This window comes from Parasedimentitalea nitratireducens (assembly GCF_057444295.1).
This window is the reverse complement of sequence record NZ_JBYAXC010000002.1, coordinates 22,078-45,793: the sequence shown is the minus strand read 5'-3', so window position 1 is coordinate 45,793 and position 23,716 is coordinate 22,078. Positions and strand designations below refer to the sequence as shown.

At 53.5% G+C, this 23,716-nt stretch carries 18 protein-coding genes; 8 read left to right on the top strand and 10 right to left on the bottom strand.

Annotated features, from left to right (window positions below; genetic code table 11):
- Window position 1 precedes the first annotated feature (1 nt).
- The 3 genes from AC2T28_RS05970 to AC2T28_RS05960 all read right to left on the bottom strand — a co-directional run bounded on the left by AC2T28_RS05970 (window position 2) and on the right by AC2T28_RS05960 (window position 2,344).
- Complete coding sequence (locus AC2T28_RS05970; RefSeq protein WP_486748063.1) at window positions 2-1,138, bottom strand: cytochrome-c peroxidase; 1,137 nt, start codon at window positions 1,136-1,138, stop codon at window positions 2-4.
- 120 nt (window positions 1,139-1,258) lie between these two features.
- The gene (locus tag AC2T28_RS05965) at window positions 1,259-1,633 is read right to left on the bottom strand and encodes a hypothetical protein (protein WP_486748062.1); all 375 of its coding nucleotides are present in this window, start codon (window positions 1,631-1,633) and stop codon (window positions 1,259-1,261) included.
- A gap of 126 nt (window positions 1,634-1,759) precedes the next feature.
- A complete protein-coding gene (locus tag AC2T28_RS05960; RefSeq protein ID WP_486748061.1) occupies window positions 1,760-2,344 on the bottom strand; it encodes a lytic transglycosylase domain-containing protein in 585 nt (194 codons plus the stop codon).
- Window positions 2,345-2,586: 242 nt separating this feature from the next.
- Here AC2T28_RS05960 and AC2T28_RS05955 point away from each other — a divergent pair, with 242 nt between their 5' ends.
- Window positions 2,587-3,108 carry a single-stranded DNA-binding protein gene (locus tag AC2T28_RS05955; protein ID WP_486748060.1) on the top strand — a complete coding sequence of 174 codons (522 nt, stop codon included), beginning with the start codon at window positions 2,587-2,589 and terminating at the stop codon, window positions 3,106-3,108.
- Window positions 3,109-3,293: 185 nt separating this feature from the next.
- Window positions 3,294-5,435, top strand: coding sequence for a methyl-accepting chemotaxis protein (locus AC2T28_RS05950; RefSeq protein WP_486748059.1), 2,142 nt, complete (start codon window positions 3,294-3,296; stop codon window positions 5,433-5,435).
- Here AC2T28_RS05950 and aroB read toward each other — a convergent pair.
- Together aroB and AC2T28_RS05940 are read right to left on the bottom strand one after the other, a co-directional pair.
- Window positions 5,432-6,556, bottom strand: a complete 1,125-nt coding sequence (gene aroB, locus AC2T28_RS05945; RefSeq protein WP_486748058.1) for a 3-dehydroquinate synthase — start codon at window positions 6,554-6,556, stop codon at window positions 5,432-5,434. The two genes, AC2T28_RS05950 and aroB, sit on opposite strands and share 4 nt — an antisense overlap.
- On the bottom strand, window positions 6,556-7,146 hold the full coding sequence (locus tag AC2T28_RS05940) for a shikimate kinase (protein ID WP_486748057.1): 591 nt from the start codon (window positions 7,144-7,146) through the stop codon (window positions 6,556-6,558). The genes aroB and AC2T28_RS05940 overlap by 1 nt, the downstream gene beginning before the upstream one ends.
- A gap of 6 nt (window positions 7,147-7,152) precedes the next feature.
- Between AC2T28_RS05940 and AC2T28_RS05935 the strand changes: the two genes are divergently transcribed.
- From AC2T28_RS05935 to AC2T28_RS05910, 6 genes are all read left to right on the top strand, one after another.
- The gene (locus tag AC2T28_RS05935; RefSeq protein ID WP_486748972.1) at window positions 7,153-7,377 is read left to right on the top strand and encodes a hypothetical protein; all 225 of its coding nucleotides are present in this window, start codon (window positions 7,153-7,155) and stop codon (window positions 7,375-7,377) included.
- Window positions 7,367-8,896 carry a hypothetical protein gene (locus AC2T28_RS05930; protein WP_486748056.1) on the top strand — a complete coding sequence of 510 codons (1,530 nt, stop codon included), beginning with the start codon at window positions 7,367-7,369 and terminating at the stop codon, window positions 8,894-8,896. Before AC2T28_RS05935 ends, AC2T28_RS05930 begins: the two co-directional genes overlap by 11 nt.
- 1 nt (window position 8,897) lies before the next feature.
- On the top strand, window positions 8,898-9,848 hold the full coding sequence (locus tag AC2T28_RS05925; protein WP_486748055.1) for a site-specific tyrosine recombinase XerD: 951 nt from the start codon (window positions 8,898-8,900) through the stop codon (window positions 9,846-9,848).
- Between the two features lie 62 nt (window positions 9,849-9,910).
- The gene (locus AC2T28_RS05920; RefSeq protein ID WP_486748054.1) at window positions 9,911-11,221 is read left to right on the top strand and encodes an HlyC/CorC family transporter; all 1,311 of its coding nucleotides are present in this window, start codon (window positions 9,911-9,913) and stop codon (window positions 11,219-11,221) included.
- A gap of 117 nt (window positions 11,222-11,338) precedes the next feature.
- On the top strand, window positions 11,339-13,756 hold the full coding sequence (locus tag AC2T28_RS05915; protein ID WP_486748053.1) for a GcvT family protein: 2,418 nt from the start codon (window positions 11,339-11,341) through the stop codon (window positions 13,754-13,756).
- Between the two features lie 94 nt (window positions 13,757-13,850).
- Window positions 13,851-14,435, top strand: coding sequence for a nucleotidyltransferase family protein (locus AC2T28_RS05910; RefSeq protein WP_486748052.1), 585 nt, complete (start codon window positions 13,851-13,853; stop codon window positions 14,433-14,435).
- Window positions 14,436-14,508: 73 nt separating this feature from the next.
- On the opposite strand, the gene AC2T28_RS05905 is transcribed toward AC2T28_RS05910, so the two are convergent.
- The 5 genes from AC2T28_RS05905 to bhcA form a co-directional block, all read right to left on the bottom strand.
- A complete protein-coding gene (locus AC2T28_RS05905) occupies window positions 14,509-18,282 on the bottom strand; it encodes a Hint domain-containing protein (protein ID WP_486748051.1) in 3,774 nt (1,257 codons plus the stop codon).
- 911 nt (window positions 18,283-19,193) lie between these two features.
- Entirely contained in the window at window positions 19,194-20,159 is a 966-nt protein-coding gene (gene bhcD / locus AC2T28_RS05900) for an iminosuccinate reductase BhcD (protein WP_486748050.1), read from the bottom strand.
- A 76-nt stretch (window positions 20,160-20,235) separates the two neighbouring features.
- Window positions 20,236-21,399: a 3-hydroxy-D-aspartate aldolase BhcC gene (gene bhcC / locus AC2T28_RS05895; protein ID WP_486748049.1), complete on the bottom strand. Its 1,164-nt coding sequence runs from the start codon at window positions 21,397-21,399 to the stop codon at window positions 20,236-20,238.
- A 16-nt stretch (window positions 21,400-21,415) separates the two neighbouring features.
- Window positions 21,416-22,369 (bottom strand): beta-hydroxyaspartate dehydratase BhcB, encoded by a 954-nt coding sequence (bhcB, locus tag AC2T28_RS05890; RefSeq protein WP_486748048.1) that lies wholly within the window; start codon window positions 22,367-22,369, stop codon window positions 21,416-21,418.
- An 18-nt stretch (window positions 22,370-22,387) separates the two neighbouring features.
- Window positions 22,388-23,578, bottom strand: coding sequence for an L-aspartate--glyoxylate aminotransferase BhcA (bhcA, locus tag AC2T28_RS05885; protein ID WP_486748047.1), 1,191 nt, complete (start codon window positions 23,576-23,578; stop codon window positions 22,388-22,390).
- Between the last annotated feature and the right edge of the window lie 138 nt (window positions 23,579-23,716).

Sequence of the window (23,716 nt, the reverse complement as noted above, 5' to 3'; positions counted from 1 at the left end):
CTTACTCCGTCAAAAGATGCTCATACCGTTGGTCAGTCAGCGTTTTGAGAAAGGCTACCAGTGCATCAATTCGCTTATCGTCGAGCGCCGGACCATGTGTTAGCTCTTTCACGGCCAAATTATGCGGTACTGTCGGCGGTCCAAACGGCATCCCGGTTTCCGGGTTAATCTGGCGCGCGTCAGCGGTGGAGTTGTACCGATTGTAGAACAGCACAACTGTGCGCAGGTCTTGGAACACGCCGTTGTGCATATAGGGCCCGGTTACAGCAACATTGCGCAATGTCGGCGTTTTAAACTTTCCCTTATGAGCCGGTTCAGTCACCAGAGGGTTGTCCAAAAGCCCCGCATCAACAGTCCCAATAGCGACGCCATTCTCGGCTCGACCAGCCGAGTTTTCTGGCACGCCAATATTGTGGTATTCATAGCTGCTGAAGGTTTCTTTTGGGTCTATCTGGCTGGTCTTTAGCTGATGGCACTGATTGCAATTGGTGAACTGCTGCGAAAAGAACAAAAGCCGCCCCAGTTCCTCTTGATTGCTTAGCTCGGTTTCGCCCCGCAAAAAGCGATCATACTTGCTGTCAAACGGAGAAAAGACACTGCTCCGCTCAAAACTTGCGATGGCCTGCGTCATGCTCTCATAGGCCGTTTCAGGAGTGTCAAAAACCGTCACGCCAAACAGGGTCTCAAAGGCCTGAACATAGTCTTGGTTTTCGTTCAACCGTGCAACAACCGCCTGCTTGGATGGCATCGCCATTTCAACAGGGTTAAGAGGTGGCCCCCCGGCCTGTTCAGCCATACCGGCTGCCCGCCCATCCCAGAACATCCCACCAAACCAGTTGCCATCATCGTTTCTGCCAAAGTCAGGTGTAAATGCGGCATAGGCCGCAGTGGGCGCATTGCGATCACCCATTGATACTCCGTCGTCGCCTAAGGAAAACGCGCCGTCTGCGTGGCGTCTTGGGTCCGCAAAACCAGTGTCAGGATCATGGCAGGACGCACAGGACTGGTTACGGTTCAGTGATAGATTTTCATCGAAAAACAGCGCTTTGCCAAGGTCTTCAGCTGTTTCAAACGCTACCGCAGGCAATACAGCGCCGAGTGTAGTTAATACTGAAGCTAAGCCAAATTGGATTTTCATAATGGTCTCCGTTCACAGGACTGTGCCCGGTATCTCGCAAACCATTAAGTCAAACATTGTTCAAGATCAATTTCTGACTAATTCACTCAGGATGGCGATATTGATCTTTGTTGCCGCTGGTCAGCTAAGCAATACAGCGACAATCATCAAAAGGTTCATCCCTGAAAGAGAAAACAGCCAAGGCTTGCGCTGGTGTACATAGGCGCCAAAACCGGCCAATGGGATCGCCACTCCGAGCCCAAACAAGGACAAGGTGCCAATGACGGCGCCGGCCAAGCCACTGCTCGGCCCCCACAGTGCGTCAGGCGTCACCATCCCCTTAAGACCAAAACCGATCAAAATGCCGATAATTGCGCCAAGCAACGAAAAACCAGCACCCTGCAGGTCAACGCCAGAACGACTGTTAAGAATACCGTCTACTATTTCAGGTGTCGGAACGGCAGAAGGTTGCCATTGCATACGGTCTAAACGCTGATCAAAATTCTTGGCAACCATGGTCGTCCCTCTAAAACTTAACGCAAATTTAACAAATATTAAGGCAAATTGATGGCGCGCAGAGGGCGTTAACTGGACCTTAACCCAATTTAACAGGCGGTTAACCGGACTTCTTAAATGCGGCGTTTAGCTGCCCCAGATTTTCTTTACGTAATTCTGTGTTTCTTGATAGGGAGGAATGCCACCATGTTTTTTAACAGCTTCGGGTCCGGCATTGTAGGCGGCCAAAGCTAGCTTCCATGATCCAAATTTTTGGTATTGTGTTGCCAGGTAACGCGCGCCACCTTCCAAGTTCTGCTGAGGCCTGCTCGGATCAACCCCAAGCGCTCGCGCTGTATCTGGCATGAGTTGCGCCAACCCCAAAGCGCCTTTGTGGGACTTAGCATTTGGGTTCCAATTGCTTTCTTGCTGAACCAATCTCAGAAACAGATCCTCAGGGACGCCGTGCTGGCGCGCGGCTGAGCGAGCCATATCCAAGTACTCACCACGATAAGAACCATTATAAGGCAGACTCCCCCATTTGCTTGGCGTGTAAATGCTAGGAGGCTGAAGGCGCACCGAATTATTGTATTGGGTGGCGGCGCGACCATCCAAAACTTTGGCATGGGCAGCAAACAAGTTCTTTTTGGCTTTTGACCCAAATATATCCGCAGCTGCCTGATGTCCCACCGACAAAGAAGCAACTGCCATACCGACAATCAGCTTACGCATATAACTTTTCCCTGCCCCGCCTTCAGTTGTTGTGCGCAATATAACTAAAACCCGATAAAATGAAAGCAAGGTGGCAAATCCTTGCTGACACCAGTCCCTCGCAACCGCTTCTACACAAACAAACCAAATAGTTCATCCACAGAAGCCTGCTTTTCTCACCGGCACCAGGGCTATACTGTATCCCACGACAGGTGCGGCAAGATTCGCATCACACACCAAATCGAAACAAGGACACCTCGCTTATGGCCGGTTCAGTAAACAAAGTCATTTTAATCGGCAACCTGGGTCGCGACCCTGAGGTGCGTAGTTTTCAGAACGGCGGCAAAGTTTGTAACTTGCGCATTGCCACATCAGAAAACTGGAAAGACCGCAACTCTGGAGAGCGTCGAGAGAAAACCGAATGGCATTCGGTTGCAATCTTCAACGAAGGCCTGGTGCGCGTCGCTGAGCAATATCTGCGTAAAGGCTCAAAAGTCTATATCGAAGGTCAACTACAAACACGTAAGTGGCAAGACCAGTCTGGCCAAGATCGTTACTCCACTGAAGTAGTCCTTCAGGGCTTTGGCTCTACTCTGACCATGCTTGACGGACGTGGAGAAGGCGGCGGCCAAGGTGGCGGTAACTTCGGCGGCGGTAGCGGGGGCGGCGGCAACTATGGCGGCGGCTATGACAGTGGCCCCCAAGACGGCGGCGGCGGAAACTTTGGCGGCGGCCAGCAAAGTGGCCCATCCCACAACATCGACGACGACGAGATCCCGTTTTAAAGCCTGAATCAGGCTTTAGTTGCACAGCTGCGCCCTGTCTCTCGCTAGAGGCAGGGCATTTCTAATTTTACCAAGATTGCTTTGCAGGTTAACAACCAACTCCCCTCCTTCAGCGTAAAAGCAACACAATTTTAATAAGGGAATTCCATACAGATCTGGTGTTTGTACCAGGGAGATCGCACGTTATGGCCATGCAAGTCCTAAATCGGCTACCTATCACCACCAGAATCGCCATGCTGGTTGCGATACCCATGATACTGATTATGGTTTTTTCCAGCACCAGACTTTTAGATCTCTATAAACAAACCCAGATTGACACATCTGTAGCAGGTGAACTGGTCGAAACAGTAAGCAATCTTGTGCATTCGCTCCAAGCCGAGACCGGAATAAGTGTGGGCTTTCTTGCATCAAAAGGAGATCAGGCCCCTGAATCTTTGGCAAAGTTAACGCAAGAAAACGACGTACTGTATTCGGATTTCAAAGACATATTGCCACGCGTTGACCGCGAGACCCTAAGCGATGACACCCTAGTCACCATCGAGGAACTTGAGCCACTGCTTGCGAGTGTCGACGACATTCGCAAGCAGGTCGCGCAGCGAGATATTGAAATTCCAGAGGTGGTTGATTTTTACACAGAGCTAAACGCTCATCTAATTGATATTGCCTTGGCGGTTTCGTTGACTGTTGAAGATAAGAATATCGCCGAACAAGGCATGGCCCTGTCGTTCTTTCTTCTAACAAAGGACTCGGTAGGAATAGAACGTGCAACTGGATCCGTCGGATTTGCCGCGGTGTGGACTCCAAAGCGCGTTCGCAAGCTTGCGATCGCGGTACAGAGAACCGAAGAACGCATGCGGAGTTTTCACAGTACAGCCTCGGACCATGCTCTTGGCTTGCTAAAAGAGCTTCAGTCTAATGCCAATTACCAAGATATGATGACGATCCGGCAAAATGTCATTGATCGGAAGAAGGCTGAAATCAAATCGATTACTCAAGAGATGTGGTTTGCAACAGCAAGTGCTGCCCTGTCAGCGATGAAAGACATGGAAGATGCACTTGTCACAAACCTCCGCACAGATATGCATGCTTTTGAAACGGGCAATCGCAGTTCTTTTATGTGGAACCTGGCAGGACTAAGCACTTTGGTCGTAGTCATTCTTTTGTTGTCGGTTCTCGTCGCACGCGACCTAAGCCGAGGCTTGGCTGGACTGAACAACGCGCTTGAGGAACTTGGAAATTCCAATCTGGACATAGAAATTCCAGGTGCAGACCGTAAGGATGAGCTGGGTTCCATGGCACGCAGCGTTGTTACACTACGCGAAGGAGCCATCCAGAAACGAAGCTCTGATGCGCAGATTGAAAGAAATCGTCGGGAACAGGCCTGGATGGCTCAGCGTGTTGGCGATGCTTTGTCTAACCTAAACGAAAAGCAACTAACTTATCGCATCGAAGAAGAGTTCCCCGAGGAGTTCAAAGCCCTGCGCAATGATTTCAATGATTCAGCGCAGGCGCTCGAAGCAGCCCTTTCATCGGTCAGCCAGCTCGCTGACACTGTTGGCAACGGAACCACAGCTATCTCTGAAAACGCCACCCGCCTGGCACAGCGAACTGAATCTCAAGCCACTGCGTTGGAACAAACAACAGCGGCAATGAACGAACTAACCCAAAGCGTTCGCCAGTCAGCGGAGAATGCTGGCGAAGTAGAAACCATCGCCCAGAATGCTCGTGCCGACGTTTCCAGCTGTAGCGCAGTTGTGAATGATACGGTTTCTGCAATGGAAGAAATTCGCGACTCGTCTGGAGAGATTTCAGCCATCACAAAAGTAATCGAAGATATTGCTTTTCAAACGAATCTTTTGGCTTTGAACGCAGGGGTCGAAGCGGCCCGAGCAGGTGAAGCAGGCCGAGGTTTCGCAGTGGTTGCCAGCGAAGTGCGGGTACTTGCCCAACGCTGCTCAGATGCAGTTGGCCAAATTGATGAGCTAACCAACAGAAGCGCTGGGTTAGTCGACCGCGGAGCGGAACTGGTTGGGCAGGCTGGAAGCTCAATGGAACATGTGAATGGCCAAGTCACAAAAATATCCGGACTGATGGAAGAAATTGCGGTGGTCATCAAAGAACAAGCCCATCAGCTTTCTGATATCAATGGAGCCGTGGGCGAACTAGAGCAAGTTACTCAGCAGAATGCGGCAATGGTCCAGGAAACAACAGAGGCATCAGTTCAGCTCTCACATCATGCTGTGGAGCTAAACCGACATATTTCGGAATTCTCGATCCGTGATGAAGAGCCTTCAGCTCACGTTCAGCCTTGGCATCAAGTGGCCTAAGAAACCTGTTGCCCCCCAGGCAATGCATCTTGCAGAACGGCCAGCACGGCCTCGGGGGGAACGTCTGCGGTGGCAAACGCATCTCCGATACCACGTGCCAGGACAAATTTCAGCTGTCCGTCGACAACTTTCTTATCCTGCGCCATCAGATCAACCAATGCGTTGGCACCTGGTAGGTCCCCTGGGATATCAGCAAGGTCCGTCATCATCCCCATGTCCTTGAGGTGCGCCCGAACGCGACTTGGGTCCTCTTGGCTGCATAGTCCTAACCGTGCTGACAACTCAAAGGCTAGGGCACAGCCGATGGCTACGCCTTCACCATGTAGCAACCGATCTGAATATCCAGTCGCAGCTTCCAGGGCATGACAAAAAGTGTGGCCAAGGTTTAGCAAGGCCCGATCCCCTTGTTCGGTCTCGTCGCGCGCGACAATGTCTGCTTTCATCTGAACGGAGCGCGTAACGGCTTCGACCCGAGCCGCCATATCTCCATTAGCCAATGCCGGACCGTTTGCTTCGAGCCAGGCGAAAAAACCCGCATCTCCCAGCATTCCGTACTTCACGACTTCGCCATACCCTGCCAAGAAATCTCGTGCCGTCAGAGTACCCAAAACTTCAGTGTCGGCCAGCACCAAGGAGGGCTGATGAAAGGCGCCAATCAGGTTTTTTCCTTGTGGCGCATTAATACCGGTCTTGCCGCCAACCGAGCTATCGACCTGAGCCAACAGGGATGTGGGGATCTGCACGAACCGGACCCCGCGGCGCAAAACAGCGGCTGCAAAACCAACAAGATCACCTATCACGCCGCCGCCAAAAGCGACGACGACGTCTCCGCGTTCCACCTTTTGCTGCAATAACCATTCAACGGTGCGACTGAACTCGGGCCAAGCCTTGGTAGCCTCTCCTGGCGGCAACGACAGCGCCTCCATTTCAATGCCTTCAACAGCCAAGCCTGCACGCAGTGTTTCCAGGTGCAGCGCTGCTACATTCTCATCACTGACAACAACAACCCGCCGACGATTGAGAAGCGGTGCAATAAAGCCCCCTACCTGTTGTAACAACCCAGGGCCTATCACCACATCATAAGAGCGCTCGCCCAGATCGACGCGTACAGTACGTTCCATTATGTCCATTCCAATACATCTGGGCGAGACTTCAACGCCTCTACAACCCTGTCTACCATTTCATCGATCGATGCCCGCCCATCAGAAGCCACTGGCAGGTCGGCCTCGGAATAAAACGGAACCCGCTCATCATAGAGCGCACGTAAAGTGGCGCGTGGGTCCTTAGTGCGGAGCAATGGACGTGTATCCCGATGTTTCACTCGATTCCAAAGAACATCAAGATCGGCTTTGAGCCAAACTGACACGCCGCCTTCAGTTATCATACGGCGGTTCTCTTCGGACAGGAAAGCGCCACCACCGGTCGAAAGCACCCCTCGCTTTTCTGCCAGCAGGCGCGAAATAACTTGCCGTTCTTTCAACCGGAAAAAGGGTTCACCATCCCGGGCAAAAATCTCGGGTATGGATAGATTTGCTGCAGTTTCAATTTCATGGTCGCTATCCAGAAACGGCACCCCAAGACGGGCTGCCAGCGCTTTGCCGACCGCAGTCTTACCGGCACCCATCATCCCAACCATTACAATGGTCTTCTTCAGAATTGCTGGCTCGGAATCCATAACTTCGGCAACGGTTTTTTGCTCATTTTCGCTCATTCTTCAGTGAATGACGTGATCTTGTTGAAAAGGCCATATATAACTTGCGAAAATACAAATGTGCAGGGCAGAGAGAACTTCATGGGGCGCTTAGTTAAATATTTGATTTTCATCGTAATTTTGTGTGTAATTGGTCTGATTGCATATGCATATATTGGGCCATGGTTTGGTGCAGATTTTAGTGCTCCCACCTCTGAAGTCAGAAAACCGGTGGTGCTGGATGCAGATTAAGCAGGCGTTCCTGCCATTGGTCACGTGGATGTGTTTGACCACTGCTGCCTATCCGACTGACCCTCTTTCGGCGATAACTTGGCTTCAGCAAGCCCCGTCTGACCAAACATTGCCAGATACAGTGCTGCTTGAACCGCCGGTCACCGGCTCAGCGCTGCAGCCCCAAATTGACGTAACGCCGCTGGAGGCCCAGCTGGTGCCAATAGGGCTAGTTTCTCCGTCTGCAACCGGGCTTCCCGTTGATTTATGGCATGGTAGCGATGTCGCTACTCTGTCCCGCCTCATCAGCCAGGTTTCGGTTCGCGACAGTCCTGCCATGCAGTCCTTGTTGTTTACTTTATTACTTTCCGAGACCCGCCCTCCTGCTGGTACGGGAGATTCCTTGCTACTTGCCCGTCTTGACCGTCTCATGCAGCTTGGCGCAACGGATCCCGCCCAAGCACTTGCAGAGCACGCCGGCCCCACAAATACGCTGGACCGTTTTAGACGTTGGTTTGACACCACATTATTAACCGGAGACGAGGATCGCGCCTGTGCTGCTCTCACCGCCAAGCCCTACCTGTCACCCGAGTATCCCGCCCGCATATTTTGCGCGGCCCGACGCGGGGATTGGCAAACAGCGGCCCTGACTCTAGAAGCCATACATGCTCTAGAGGTGATACCCAAAGCAGAGCTGGATTTGCTTGACCGTTTCATAAGTCCGGATATCTATGAACTCGCGCCACCGCTTCCGCGCCCCAAAGACCCGGATCCTCTGACATTTCGGTTGTTCGAGACCATTGGAGAACGGCTCCCTACAGCCCCCTTGCCCAGAGCCTTTGCAGCAGCGGACCTCCGCGATGTCGCCGGATGGAAGGCCCAGTTGGAGGCCGCTGAACGCCTGACGCGGATTGGAGCGCTCAACCCCAATCAACTGTTGGGACTATACACCGCACGTCTTCCCGCTGCATCTGGTGGTATTTGGGACCGAGTAGCAGCACTCCAGCGCTTTGAAACCGCTTTAAGCACCCATAGTGCTGATGCTGTGGCAAAGACACTGCCGGCGGTCTGGAGCGCTATGACAGAGGCTCAGATCGAAGTCGCTTTTGCGGACCTTTTTGCCAACCAATTGCAGAAAATCTCTTTGTCCGGAGACATGGCCGCACTCGCTTGGCAGATACAATTGTTGTCCTCAACTTATGAAGGTTCTTCTGTCCCGCCCCCAGTTTCCAGTTCCCAAAGTCAGTTCCTTGCCTCCTTGGCGCAAGGGGCGCCAAACTTACTTACGGCTTCGACGGAACTTGAGCGAGCGATCGGAGACGGATTTGCAATGGATGCAGTTCTTCCCTCTGACATGAAACCCTTGCTGGATAAAGGGCAGCTGGGAGAAGTCATCTTGCGAACCATGCAAATGTTTGAACAAGGTGCAACGGGCAATTTTTCAGATCTGAGTGCAGCACTAGCGACATTGCGAGCGGTTGGGCTTGAAGACACCGCGCGGCGGGCTGCGTTACAATTGTTGTTGCTGGAACGGACATAAAGTGGCCTTGCAGGATGCACATCAGTGGATTTCTACATTCTTGGACGCTCAAGCGGCTGAGCTAGGTGCATCCCGCAATACGCTTCTGGCTTATGGTCGTGACCTCAAGGATTTTGTAACTTGGCTTGAACGCAATTCTCTCGATATTGCTACGACCAGTCGTGAAGACATTGAAAATTATCTGATCCACTGCGACGCACAGGGACTAGCCAAATCCACCCGCGCCAGGCGTCTTTCAGCTGTCAAACAAATCTACCGCTTTGCTTTTGAAGAGAGTTGGCGAACAGACAATCCGGCGATCCAAATTCGAGGACCCGGGCGAGACAAGAAACTCCCCACTACACTGGAAGTCATCGAGGTCGACCGCCTGTTGGATGCTGCCCGTCAAACCGGCCGCACCCAAGCTGATAAGCTACGCAACACCTGCTTGATGGAAATTCTCTATGCCACAGGCATGCGGGTAACCGAGTTGATGTCCTTACCTGCTTCTGCGGCTCGTGGGGATCCCCGTATGTTGTTGATACGCGGCAAGGGTGACAAAGAGCGCATGGTGCCTCTTTCCCCACCTGCCCGCGAGGCCCTGGCGGCTTGGCTCCAAGTCAGGGATGAGAATGAGGAAGAACGTAAGTCAAAGGGAATTACAGCTTCTACATTCCTGTTCCCATCACGAGGCAAGGCTGGTCACTTTACCCGGCACTGGTTCTATCAGCTGATTAAGGACCTCGCGGTTACCGGGGGCGTTGCCCGGGATAAGGTGACCCCGCACACGCTGCGCCATGCCTTTGCGACCCACCTGTTGGCCAATGGCGCTGACCTGCGTGCAATTCAGACTTTGCTTGGCCACTCAGATATCGCCACAACAGAGATATACACCCATGTGCTGGATGCCCGGCTAAGCGAGTTGGTGTTGCAACATCACCCTTTAGCACAAGACGAAGAGCCTGACACCTAAGTCTTGATTGCCGCACCACCGCACCCCATAACCATATTTGTATCGCAACTTTTGGACTCTTCATGGAAACCTCCTCGACCGTTTTGGACAGCGCTTTTTGGATCACCGCAGGCATCATTGTCCTGCTACTGGTGCTTTCGGCTTTTTTCTCGGGATCTGAAACCGCATTGACAGCCGCCTCCCGCGGGAAGCTGCGCGCACAGGCTGATAAGGGGTCTCGCGGGGCAGTACGTGCGCTGAGTGTTACTGAGGATAGTGAGCGGCTTATTGGCTCGGTTTTACTGGGTAACAATCTGGTCAACATATTGGCCACATCTTTAGCTACGGCCATGTTCACCCGTGCTTTTGGCGAAAGCGGCGTTGCCTTGGCCACGCTGGTGATGACTTTGCTTGTGCTGGTGTTCGCAGAAGTCCTGCCCAAGACCTATGCCATCTCCAATGCTGAAAAAGCCGCCGCAACTGTCGCGCCGATCATCGGCCTTTTGGTCTCCATTCTGGCTCCGTTCGTGGGGGCGGTGCGCCTGTTGGTACGGGGTGTCTTACGCGTTTTTGGTGTGAAAATTGATCCTGACGGCCATGTTCTAGCAGTTCGCGAAGAAATCGCTGGCGCATTGCAGCTCGGACACTCCGAAGGAGTTGTAGAAAAGGAAGACCGTGACCGTATTCTAGGTGCTCTGGATCTTTCTGAACGTGCGGTAGACGAAATCATGCTTCACCGTTCACAGATCGAAATGATCAATGCCGCTGACAAGCCACAAGACATTTTGAAACAGTGTTTGAGCTCACCCTATACGCGCCTGCCGCTGTTTAAGGATGAGCCTGAAAATATCATAGGCGTCGTACACGCCAAAGACCTGTTGCGGGAAATGTACGCTCAGATTGGAGGCCCGGAAGGTGATGCAACTACGCTGCGCGAGTTTCAAATCTCAGACGTTGCCAAGCCCCCTTATTTCATCCCCGAAACCACGCCACTGGACGACCAAATGCGGCAGTTTCTACGCCAACGCGCGCACTTTGCTTTGGTGGTTGATGAATATGGCTCTTTGCAGGGTCTGATCACGCTTGAGGATATTCTGGAAGAAATTGTCGGTGAGATAACGGACGAATTTGACCTGGAAGAAGAAACACCCGTTGAAAAGACGTCTGACGGAAACTTCCTGGTAGATGGAGCTACCACCATTCGCGATCTCAACCGAGCCACCGAATGGACGCTACCCGACGACGAGGCCAATACCGTTGCAGGCCTTGTTATCCACGAGGCTCAGATGATCCCTACCAAGGGTCAGGTGTTCTCCTTTCATGGGTTCCGTTTTGAAGTTACCGAGCGAGTCGGCAACAGGATTACTGCACTCAAAATCCGCCCCTTGTTGTAGGTCCCCAAGCTCCCGCCCCCTACTCTTGCGCCAGTGGCGACACTGCTGGTCGTTTTTTGACTGGACTACTGTTCACATATGTCCAGAATATCAGAAACGGTATGCGGGAGATCTGTGATGAAAACTACGACAAGGGTAGCTGTCATTGGCGGTGGAGTTGTTGGCTGTTCGGTGCTTTATCACCTGACCAAGCTCGGCTGGAGCGATGTCATGTTGCTGGAACGGTCCGAACTCACGTCTGGATCGACGTGGCACGCGGCCGGTGGCTTTCACACGCTAAACGGCGACACGAACATGGCGGCTCTGCAGGGCTATACCATCAAGCTCTATCGCGAGCTGGAGGAAATCACCGGTATGTCCTGCGGCTTGCACCATGTGGGCGGCATCACCTTGGCAGACAACCAGGAACGCTTTGACATGCTCAAGGCCGAGCGTGCCAAACATCGTTTCATGGGGCTTGAGACCGAAATTGTTACACCGGATGAGATCAAGAAGTTTGCCCCCGTTACCAATGTCGACGGCATTCTTGGTGGCCTCTACGATCCGCTGGACGGCCACTTAGATCCATCCGGCACCACCCACGCTTATGCCAAGGCCGCGCGTATGGGTGGCGCCAACATCGAAACACACTGCAAGGTTCTTGAAACCAATCAACGCGTTGACGGCAGCTGGGATGTCGTCACCAACAAGGGCACAATCCATGCTGAACACATCGTAAACGCGGGTGGTCTCTGGGCACGAGAAGTTGGTGCAATGGCTGGGGTTTACTTCCCACTGCACCCAATGGAGCACCAATACATCGTCACCGACGAGGTCCCGATGATCGCCGAAATCATCGACGGCGGAGGCGAACATCCGCATGTGATGGATCCTGCAGGTGAAAGCTACCTTCGTCAGGAAGGCCGCGGTTTGTGCATCGGGTTTTACGAGCAACCCTGCAAACCCTGGGCAGTCGACGGCACCCCCTGGGACTTTGGCCACGAATTGCTGCCAAATGATTTTGACAAGATCGAAGACTCGATCGCCTTTGCCTACAAACGCTTCCCCGCGTTGGAAACAGCAGGTGTAAAATCAGTCATCCATGGGCCGTTCACCTTTGCGCCTGATGGCAATCCTCTGGTCGGCCCGGTTCCCGGTATGCGAAATTACTGGTCCGCCTGTGCGGTTATGGCAGGGTTCAGCCAAGGTGGCGGTGTTGGCCTGATGTTGGCGCAATGGATGGTCGAAGGCGAAACCGAACGCGACACCTTTGCCATGGACTGCGCCCGTTTTGGCGACTGGATCACCCCCGGCTATACCCGCCCCAAAGTCATCGAAAACTACCAGACCCGGTTCTCGGTCACATATCCAAACGAAGAACTGCCAGCAGCCCGCCCGTTCCGTACCACGCCAATGTTTGACATCTTTGATGGCATGGGCGCGGTGTGGGGCCAGCAATACGGGCTTGAGGTCGCCAACTATTACGCCTCCGAAAACGAACCACGCTACGAGACACCGTCCTTCCGCCGCTCCAACGCGTTTGAGGCGACCGCGCGCGAGGTAAAAGCCGTGCGCGAAGCCGTGGGCATCAACGAGGTCCACAACTTTGGCAAATACCGCGTCACCGGCAAAGGGGCGCGCGCATGGCTAGACCGGATCATGGCAGGACGCGTCCCCAAACCTGGCCGCCTGTCTCTGACCCCGATGTTGTCGCACAAAGGGCGTCTTATCGGAGACTTTACCATTTCTTGCCTTAGTGAGACTGAATTCCAACTAACGGCCTCCTACGGTTCTCAAGCCTACCACATGCGCTGGTTCTTGCAGAACATCACCGACAGCGCAGAAATCGAAAACATATCAGACCGCCGCAGCGGGTTCCAAATTGCAGGCCCCAAAGCGCGTGCCGTTCTGCAAGCCTGCACGCGTCAGGACATTTCCGACATGAAATTCATGGACGTGCGTCGCCTGACCGTTGGCATGGCCAACTGCATCGTGCAGCGCGTCAGCTACACTGGCGATCTGGGCTTTGAGATCTACTGTGACCTGCCCAGTCAACGTGTGCTTTGGTCCGTGCTGTGGCAAGCAGGTCAGGAACACGGCATGAAACCCTTTGGTATGCGCGCCATGATGAGCCTGCGGTTGGACAAATTCTTTGGATCCTGGCTGCGAGAGTTCTCGCCAGATTACACAGCCGCAGAAACAGGTTTGGATCGGTTCATATCGTTCAACAAAGACACCCAGTTCATCGGACGAGACGCGGCCGAATCCGAGCGAAAGACTGGCCCCAAACGCAGGCTCTGTGCATTTGAGGTTGAGGCAGAGGATGCAGACGTCGTGGCCTACGAGCCGATCTGGCTTGACGGCAAAGTTGTTGGGTTCTGCACATCTGGTGGGTATTCCCATTATACGGAAAAATCCGTTGCGCTGGGCTTTGTTCCCACCGAGCACGCCACCGATGGGCTTAAGGTCGAGATCGAAATCCTGGGTAAGATGCATCAGGCAACATTGATCTCAACACCGCTCTTTGACAGCGACGGCGCGCGCATGCGCGGCTAATCCAAGTATTAGGGGTCAGAGACAAGAAACCTCTGGCCCTTACCCTTGTTCTTGTCAAAGATACGCTCTGACCAACCCAGGCCGGAGAGACATCATGCGCAATATCGCCATTCTGCTGCTGGCTGCGGGTGCCTCTTCGCGGATGCGTGGGCGTGATAAGCTGATGGAAGTGATAAATGGCCAACCTCTCATTGCCCAAGTTACCCGGCGTGCAGCGCTGACCGGTATTCCGTGCTATGTCACTGTGCCCTCTCGTGACCACGAACGCGCATGCTGGGTTGATGGCGCTACTATCATTCCGGTTTCTGATGCATCTGAGGGCATGGCAGCCTCCATCCGCGCCGGTGTCGCAGCCCTTCCCGATGAGGCTGAAGCGGTGATGATCCTACCAACTGACCTGCCTGAGTTGGAAACTCAGGACCTGCTCCACATTGCGGCACAGTTCCACGACCCCAACGGGCCAATCCTGCGCGCTAGCTCAGCTGATGGCTCGCCTGGACATCCAGTCCTGTTCCCTCGCCGTTTCTTTAGTTCATTGCTGGCGCTCAGCGGTGACACTGGTGCCCGCGAGATCCTGCGAGCGGCACAGGTTCAATTGATCACCCTGCCCGGTCAGCGCGCTGTGACCGATCTAGACACCCCAGAAGCCTGGGCCAACTGGCGGACCAAATCAATCTAAGTCTTCTTTGCACTGCAAAACAAAAAGGCAGGGCGATCTAGCCCTGCCTTTCTAATACCTTTGACTGTTGGCTTTAGTGAACCAGCAGGCGTGCTTCATGCTTCTTCAGCGACCGACGCGCGGCGGGATAAGCCGCTTGGCCTTTTTCGGTCTTCAGCTCTGGGAACAGTTCCAGCAGTTCGTTGCGCTGATCCTTATCCATCCCACGCAGGGTCAAATCACCGGGCTGGAAGCTTTCTGTCCACGCGCCATCCGACAGCACCACTTCGTGCTGGTCGAACATAAAGTGAATATAGCTCACCGAACTGGTTTCAACCGGGTCTACACCTTTCAGACCAGTCAGGTGCTTAGCCGCAACCAGCACTTCACGGTCTTCGAAGTAAAGCGCTGTTTTGTCGTTTGCGACCAGAACCCGGTGGTTGGGGCTGACCATCATGTCGCGCTCAGGCAGACCATTGCCCAATGCGCCTTGACAGATCAACACAGGCTGCAAGTGGCCCGAAGCTGCCAAATCGGTGCGTTCCAGATCACGACGACCCACCCAGCGGATTTCCTGAATGCCATTGTCTCGTGTGATAACCCGGTCACCAGCTTTCAGGTCCTCAACTTTGCGCTCACCTTTTGGGGTCGCGATCAAGGTACCCGGCGTGAAACAAGGAATAACGCGCTCGATCTCGTGGAATTCAGTTGTTCCGGTTTCCTCGCCATCGGCGTTGAAGAAGGTTACAACACCACTTTCAGGATCGGTTGGATCATATGTGATCGACAGGCTGCCGCCCGGGTTAACGGCCTCAGCAGCTCCGGTCAGGTCCAGAACGTCGATGTCACCGCCATCATCGTCTTCGCCGCCATAGATAACTTCGCCTTCGCCAACGTTGACAAAAGTGTCGTCGCCGTCTTGACCAAACATCAGGTCGCCGCCGTCATCCTCGTCGTCGTTGCTACCAGAGATAGTGTCGTTGCCGTCACCGCCAGCTAGAATGTCACGACCAGCGCCACCATCCAGGAAATCGTCGCCAGTGCCGCCATCAATAGCGTCACCGCCACCCATGCCGTATAGTTCGTCATCATCAGCGCCACCAAAAATGACGTCTGTGGCGTAATGCCCCTCGACGGTGTCATTACCTGCACCCGCTACAATCACATCCTGAGACCCGACAAGTGGTGGAACCGCATCGTCGTAATCAACCCGGTCCCCTTCTGGGTCACCCAGATAGTCAAGATCGATCAGATCATCGCCGCTGGTGCCTTCAACAACGCCGTCGACACTACGTGCGCCAGGAGCTGATGAAGGATCTTCCAGAACCGCACTCGTGCTTGCTGTGCCTACAACATAGACGTTCTCGATTTCAGAGAACTCAGCAGTTCCAGCCTCGGTCAGATCATCGTTGTAGTAGGTGATCGTTCCGGACTCGGAAGATGGATCGCCGCCATCATAGTTCACGGTTGCAAGGCCAGTGGCAATTGCGGAGTCGTTATCTGTACCGCCTTCACCACCGATAATGGTATCACCGATACCTACGCCGATTGTGTCAGCATCATCACCGCCCATGACCAAGTCAGCGCCCTGACCGCCAAGCAAGACGTCGTCGCCAGTGCCACCGGACAGTTCATCCTCGTCGATACCACCAAACAGGGTGTCATTACCTGCGCCACCGCTCAGCGTATCGTCATCGTCCTGACCAAAGATCAGGTCGTTGCCTTCGCCACCGTCGATTACATCAGTACCGTTGGTCTGATCTGGATCAACCGGATCACCGTCCGAGCCATCATCAAGAATGTTAAGAACATCTGGGAACGCTGGATCCAAGCCACCATAGATAGTGTCGTTACCCGCATCACCCTGGATGCTATCGGCACCTTCGCCACCAACGATGTAGTCGTTATCAGCACCACCCGAGATGGTGTCATCGTCGATGCCACCATCAATGTTGTCATCACCGCTACCACCCATGATCAGATCGGCATCATCGCCTGTCATGATCGTGTCGTTACCAGTGCCACCGTCTACGGTGTCCATATCATCAGTGGTATCACTGTCGGCTGGAATTGGAGGGATGGTTACAGATGGGCTGACATAGCCAGGGAACCCACGATCTGGCAGTGGGATTGCGCCGCCACCGGATGTATCGATGACATCATCACCATCACCACCGTCAACACTGTCGGACCCTTCTCCGCCAGTTACGTCATCATTGCCACCGCCGGCAATAATGATGTCGTCTCCATCACCGCCATCGATGGTGTCATCACCGGGAACAATCTCGGAGCCCTCACCTACAGCATCAAAGTAGACGTCTGAGACAAGAATACCTGAGTTTCCGTTCTCAACCTGATCGTGTTCAACAACCAACCGCGAAATCGGGCCAGGAATTGTGACCAACAACGAGATATCTGCATTGTCAGCGCTGGCATACCCCCCATCCGCTGCTGCGGTATCGTCACCGGCAACGCCATCTTCATCAGACATTGTCAAAGCCGGGCCACCGGCCAGGTTAACAACAACCGGGTTTCCGTCGGCATCATATGCCGTAACCTGAACAACACCATCACCGTCGATGTCATTGATCCGGAAAGACACATTTTCAACTGGACCCGAGAAGTCGAGCTGGTAGGCAGCGTTTTCGCCGTTGCCATTGGTTACCGATGACAGGCCGCTGCTGTCTTCGATTGGGTTGCCGTCATCGTCTACATTGCCAACGAACTGTGTCGTGTTGGAAAACTCAGTCGAAACACCCGATGTTTCGCTCAACACCGAGAAGTCTACCGTTACCGAACCCGTATCCTGGCTAAAGCCGCCGCTCAGGTCGTCTTCGTTGTCGACAGTACCGCCATCATCTGGATCAGGCGCACGGTCCCACTCAAATACCTGACGGCTTAATGGTGCCGAGCCCGGAGCGTCGGTGTCAGCCTCGATAACATCGTCGCCTTCGCCGCCGTTCAGAACATCCGAACCCGAACCACCATGCACGGTGTCATCACCAGCACCGGCTTCAACGGTGTCATCACCCGCACCGGCATTCACCAGGTCATCATTCGGCTCATCTGCCGGATTAATGGCATCTTCGTTGTCGATCATGTCGCCTTCGGGGTCACCGGTGTAGACAGTGTCGATCAGATCATCACCCTCAGTACCTTCGACAATCCCGTCTAGGCCGCTGTTAGGTGTAACAACATCGTCATCTAGAACCGCGACATAGTCGATTGCGCCGTTGAAGTTCTGATCAAAGGAACCCTCTTCGGATTCACGTGCGCCAATGGCAAAGCTTTGCTCATCTTCTTCGGTCAGATCCAAAGTCATACCAGACTGGTCGCTTCCAAAGGTCTGCGATGTCCCCTGAGAGGTATTCTCAACAGTCATAGTCACGCCACCCTCGTTCCAGCCATAAGTGACTGTCACGATATTACCGCCGACAAAGAAGCCGGGGTCGGTGGAAAGCAGAACAGAGTTATCACCATCAACATGATAGACTTCGACCGAACCATCGTTGGTCACACGAACTTCCATAAAGCCAGTATCGGGGTCCTGATCGCCGTCTTCCTGACCTGAAACACCCCGGCTCACTACGGTCTGAGGGTCACCACTTGGCAGATCATAAGGGCGGAACGATGTGATGATTGTACCTTCGCTCAGATCAAATGCAGCGTCGTCGCCATCATCCACATCCATGCGAGAGCCATCACCATTGCCTAGCATCCAGCCACCAGCAAAGGTTGGGCCATTTTCAGGAGTGCCATCTTGAGCAATTCCGTCACCCAACCCAGAGTCATCGGTTGTGTACCCATCACGGAAATCCCACAAGCCAATCACATTCGCCGAATACGGGTTGTCAAAATTGTTCGCCATCACATTCTCCTTTTCGGCACACCCACGCACCACTCCGCGTTTTGCAGCGGAAAAAACTTTCCATACATCCGGGCCGAATTCGCAATACGATCAACAACAGCAATTTTACGCCGAGCGCGTCAAAAACACCGAAGAAAAATCCTCGGCGGCACGCACGCCGAAAGGCATGTATGCATCTGATCTTGGTCTAAGTGCAGCGGCAGCTACTCTGTTACCAAACAGGTTTCTGACATCGTCAGATGTAAAAAGTGCAGTCGCCCCCACGACCAGCAGACTTCTCCCCAAAAGATGGGCTGACCTATCAATACCCTAAGGACGCGCCCCAACAATGAAAAACTTTAATCAATTATACCTCTATGCCTGCTGTTGGATGCGTCAGAGGCTCAATTTATACAGTTCAATCAGAGCAAATTGTTTCGTGATTTAGGTTAAGCAACATAGTTAACGGCCCATTAATAAAGAATAAGTCTTTATTATCGATATAAAACACCGTGATGTTTGGAATACTGTTTCGCTTACGTCGACAATTCAATTGGGGCTGAAGGCCTAAATCTTGCCATTCATCGGAACTGTACACAGTCCGAACTATTCTCGCATTTTGGAACCAATCCCAGAAATCGCGCCGCATTGTTGAAACAGAGTAAACGCTAAGACGGGTAGTAGGCTCGAATCAATGCAAGGGCTTGTCTACCAAATTGAGAATTTCAAGCTTTGGACAACTTGACCAAGGGGCAACTACGACCTTAAAAAAGGCGGGCCATGGACAAACCTCTCATAAGTTCGAAATGCCCCTAAGCACAAGCCATTTTCTATGTACCAATCAGATAACTGTTCACGGTGGTTGGCCCTTAGCCTAAATCAACAAAAGGCCCCGCATTTTGCAGGGCCTTCTTTCATAGCGGGACGGCAGCTTAGAAATCGACGTCGACAGCCACGCCTTTTTCAACGGCAAGATCAACTGCTGCCGCCGCAACGGCCAAATCCTGCAGCCCGACACCAGTCCCATCAAAGAGCGTTAACTCGTCATCGGATGTACGACCAAGATGATCACTGTTGATGACGGCCCCAATTTGATTGATGTCATCTTGTAACTTACTGCCATTTGAAACGGCATGCTGACACTCTCCCAATGTAACCGACTGGGCGACCTCGTCCGTAAAGACAGTTGCGCGTGCAACCAACGCAGCATCGACCTCTTGTTTCCCCACGGTATCTGTTCCCATGCAGGCGATATGCGTACCGCCAGTAACATGTACATCCAGCAATATCGGATCGAACGAGGAGGTTATGGTGATAATCACATCCGCGTCGGCCCCCAGTTGATCCAGCTCCACCACTTCGAATGGCAGGCCAACCTCTTTGGCTACTTTTTCAAGATTGACCAGATATTCAGGATGCAGGTTCCAACCGATGATCTTTTCGAACTCACGCTGTTCGACTGCTGCTCTCACTTGGAACGTAGACTGATGCCCAGCCCCCACCATGCCTAGAACCTTGGCATTTTTCGGAGCCAGATGCTTGATTGAAACAGCACTGGCAGCCGCGGTTCTAAGCGCTGTCAGCAGATTTCCCCCAACTACAGCGCGACATTTCCCTGTGTCTGCATCAAACAGGAATACCGTGGACTGGTGATTGGTCAGGCCTTTGTCAGCATTACCGGGCCAGTAGCCTCCAGACTTTAACCCAAGGTTCAGCCCTGCGCGGTCAAAACCTGATTTGAATCCGTATAACGCATCGGCATGACCAATTGCCTCACGGATAACCGGGAAATTGTAAGCCTGCTCGCTCGCCATGGCAGCAAAGACACTTTCGACAGCCTCGAAACTGTCTTTGCGTGTGATCAAATCTGCGATCGCGTGTTCTGGTACGATAATCATATGGATTTCCTTCAATAAAAGTCGGGGTCAGCCGCCCACTAAGGCACACCGACCCCGCCAGTCTTCCGGGGAGGAATTAGTAAGCTTTGCCGCGAGCAGACACAGGCCATAGTTTTTCAACTTTGCCGTTGCGGACCCCTACGTACCAATCATGCACGTTGCAGGTTGGGTCACAGTGACCAGGCACCAGACGCAGTTTGTCGTTCACGTTCAGAACGCCATCAGGGTCGCCAATCACCCCGTGCTCGTCCGAGCATTTCAGGTATTCAACGTCATCCCGGCCAAAGATAAATGGCAGACCACTATCCACCGACTGCGCCTTGAGCCCAGCATCACAGATCGCTTTGTCCGCCTTGGTGTGAGACATCACCGAGGTTAGGATAAACAACGCGTTTTCCCATTCGCCCTGGTCAATCCGATTGCCCTCTGCATCAAGGATCCGGCCATAATCAGCATCCATAAATGCGTAAGACCCACACTGCAGTTCGTTATAAACACCCGAGTTGCTCTCAAAGTAGTAAGACCCTGTTCCACCACCTGAAACCAGCTCACATTCGATGCCCTCGGCCTTAAGCCCTTCAACTGCATCTTTGACCAAGCCAATGGCCACATCCAGCTTGACCTTGCGGTCCTCGTAGCTATCCATGTGCTGCATCGCACCTTGATAGGCCTGTATACCTGAAAACTTCAGGTTCTCGGCAGCCTCAATCGCCTTGGCGATTTCAATCACTGCTTCGGTCGAGTTCACACCGCAACGGCCTGCGCCACAGTCGATTTCGATAAAGGTTTCCAGCTGGGTACCATGTTTCTGAGCCGCAGCAGACAGATCTGCAACATTGGCCAGATCATCAACACAGACAATAATCCGTGAACCAAGCTTGGGTAGTTGCGCCAGTCGGTCGATTTTCAGAGGGTCTCGCACCTGGTTCGACACCAGCACATCCTTGATACCGCCGCGAACAAACACTTCGGCCTCGGACACCTTCTGACAGCAGACGCCAACAGCACCGCCAAGTTCTTCCTGCAGCTTGGCGACATCCACTGACTTGTGCATTTTGCCATGTACACGGTGGCGCATGCCATGGGCCGCGGCATAGTCGCCCATCTTGCGAATGTTGCGCTCCAGTGCGTCTAGATCAAGCACCAGGCTTGGCGTCTGAATATCAGCCTCATCCATACCAGGTACTGCGGGTACATCGTAGCCAACGATCAATTCATCAAAGTTTGTTTGTGCGTTCATAGTCTTATCTCCCAGATCAGCTGTTCATCCACGGCAGTTTGTCGAGATCGACATTGCCGCCAGTGATGACGACGCCCACGCGCTTGCCCGCGAAGCGTTCTTTGTTTTTCAGAATGGTCGCCAGCGGCACCGCGCTAGAGGGTTCCATGACAATCTTCATCCGCGCCCAGGTCAGGCGCATGGCGTCGATGATTTCCCGTTCACTCACCGTCAGAATGTCGGTCACGTGGTTGGACACGAAGTGCCAAGTCAGATCCTTCAGTGGCACCTTTAGCCCATCCGCCACAGTCACCGGCGCATCATCGGCAATGATGTGACCCGCCTTGAAGCTACGATAGGCATCATCAGCCTGTTCCGGCTCCGCTGCAAAGATCTCGATGTTCGGCGCCTGATGCGACAGGGTCAGACAGGTGCCCGATACCATGCCACCGCCGCCAATGGGGGCAACAACAGCGTCCAGACCTTCGACCTGCTCCGCCAACTCGCGCGAGCAGGTCCCCTGCCCGGCGATGACACGTGGGTCATTATAAGGGTGAACAAAATCGGCGCCCGTCCTTTCCTGCACCTCGGCAAAGACCGCTTCACGACTGGTTGTCGATGGTTCACATTCCGTGATCTGACCACCATAACCGATTACCGCATCCTTTTTAGCCTGCGGGGCCGTATGCGGCATCACCACATAACACGGAATACCACGCCGACCGGCTGCATAGCTTAGGCTCAGGGCATGATTGCCGCTGGAATGCGTCGCCACGCCGCGCTTGGCCTGCTCATCACTGAGATCAAACACAGCATTTGACGCACCGCGCACTTTAAACGCTGCTGCCTTCTGGAAATTCTCACACTTAAAGAACAATTCAGAGCCGGTCAGCTGGTTCAGGAAACTAGAGGTCAGCACCGGGGTGCGATGCACATAGGGCTGAATACGCTGATGTGCCGCCAGCATGTCCTCATAAGTTGGGATCAACATAGCTAATGCCCCCTTACTTTAAGCCGCTGCCAAGGCAGGTTGACGGGTGGTGGAGCGATAAACGTCCTGCGCCGCCGCGACTCCGGAACCCAGTTGAATATTCAGCCCAAGGTCAGCCATGCACATCTCAGCCGTCGCGATGCCAGATAGGGCCATCACATCAGTCAGCGAGCCCAGGTGGCCAATCCGGAACACCTTGCCTGCGACCTCGCCCAGACCAACACCAAAGGCAACGCCATAGACATCAGCCGCGTGGGTCACGATCTCGGTTGCGTTGAACCCTTCTGGGGTGCGGATGGCGCTAACCGAGTCAGAGTAGACTTCGGGTGACGCGGCACACAGCTCCAGCCCCCAGGCCGACACCGCAGCTCGCACACCATTGGCAATCCGGTTGTGGCGGGCAAAGACGTTTTCCAGCCCTTCGTCTAGCAACATCTCGGTCGACTGCTTTAGACCATTCAACAACCCAACCGCTGGTGTGTACGGATAGGCATTGTTGGCATAACCCGCAGCCATGTCACGAATATCAAAGAATGTGCGCGGCAACTGTGCGGTTTCGACCTTGGCCATCGCTTTGGGCGAGAAGCCGACGATTGCCAGTCCGGCAGGCAGCATAAACCCCTTTTGCGAGCCGGTAACGGCGATATCCACGCCCCATTCGTCCATGCGGAAATCCATCGATCCGATAGACGAAACACCGTCTACATAAAGCAGAGCCGGGTGGTTTGCCGCATCCAGCGCACGACGAACGGCAGCAATATCGCTCAGAACACCGGTCGCTGTTTCATTGTGCGTAGCCAGAACAACCTTGATTTCGTGGTTGGTGTCGGCTGTCAGTATTTCCTCATAGCGGTCAGCCGGAAGGCCAGCCCCCCAAGGAGTTTCGACCACGGTCATGTCCAGGCCATGGCGATTGCACATGTCGATCCAGCGATGGCTGAACATGCCATTCCGCGCAGCAAGAACCTTATCCCCTGCAGAAAGTGTATTGGTTAGTGCAGTTTCCCAGCCGCCGGTTCCGGTCGAAGGAAATACAAAAACCTCGGCGGTTTCGCTCTTGAGAACCTGTTTCACCCCCTGCAGAGCCGGGTGCAGAATCTCGCCAAACAAAGACGAACGGTGGTCCAACGTCGGCATATCACAGGCCTTGCGCAGGGCTTCGGGCATGTTTGTCGGACCGGGAATAAAGACGGGGTTTTGAAAGCTCATTGCGATGCCTTTCCTGTGGCGGTTGTCCTAACTGTAGCTCTGCACCCCACGACATCCAATTTTTTTGAAAAAATATTTCACTTTCCAAGTAACTCTTAGTTATGCAACATTTACAGTTTGTTACGTTTTTTCATTGTA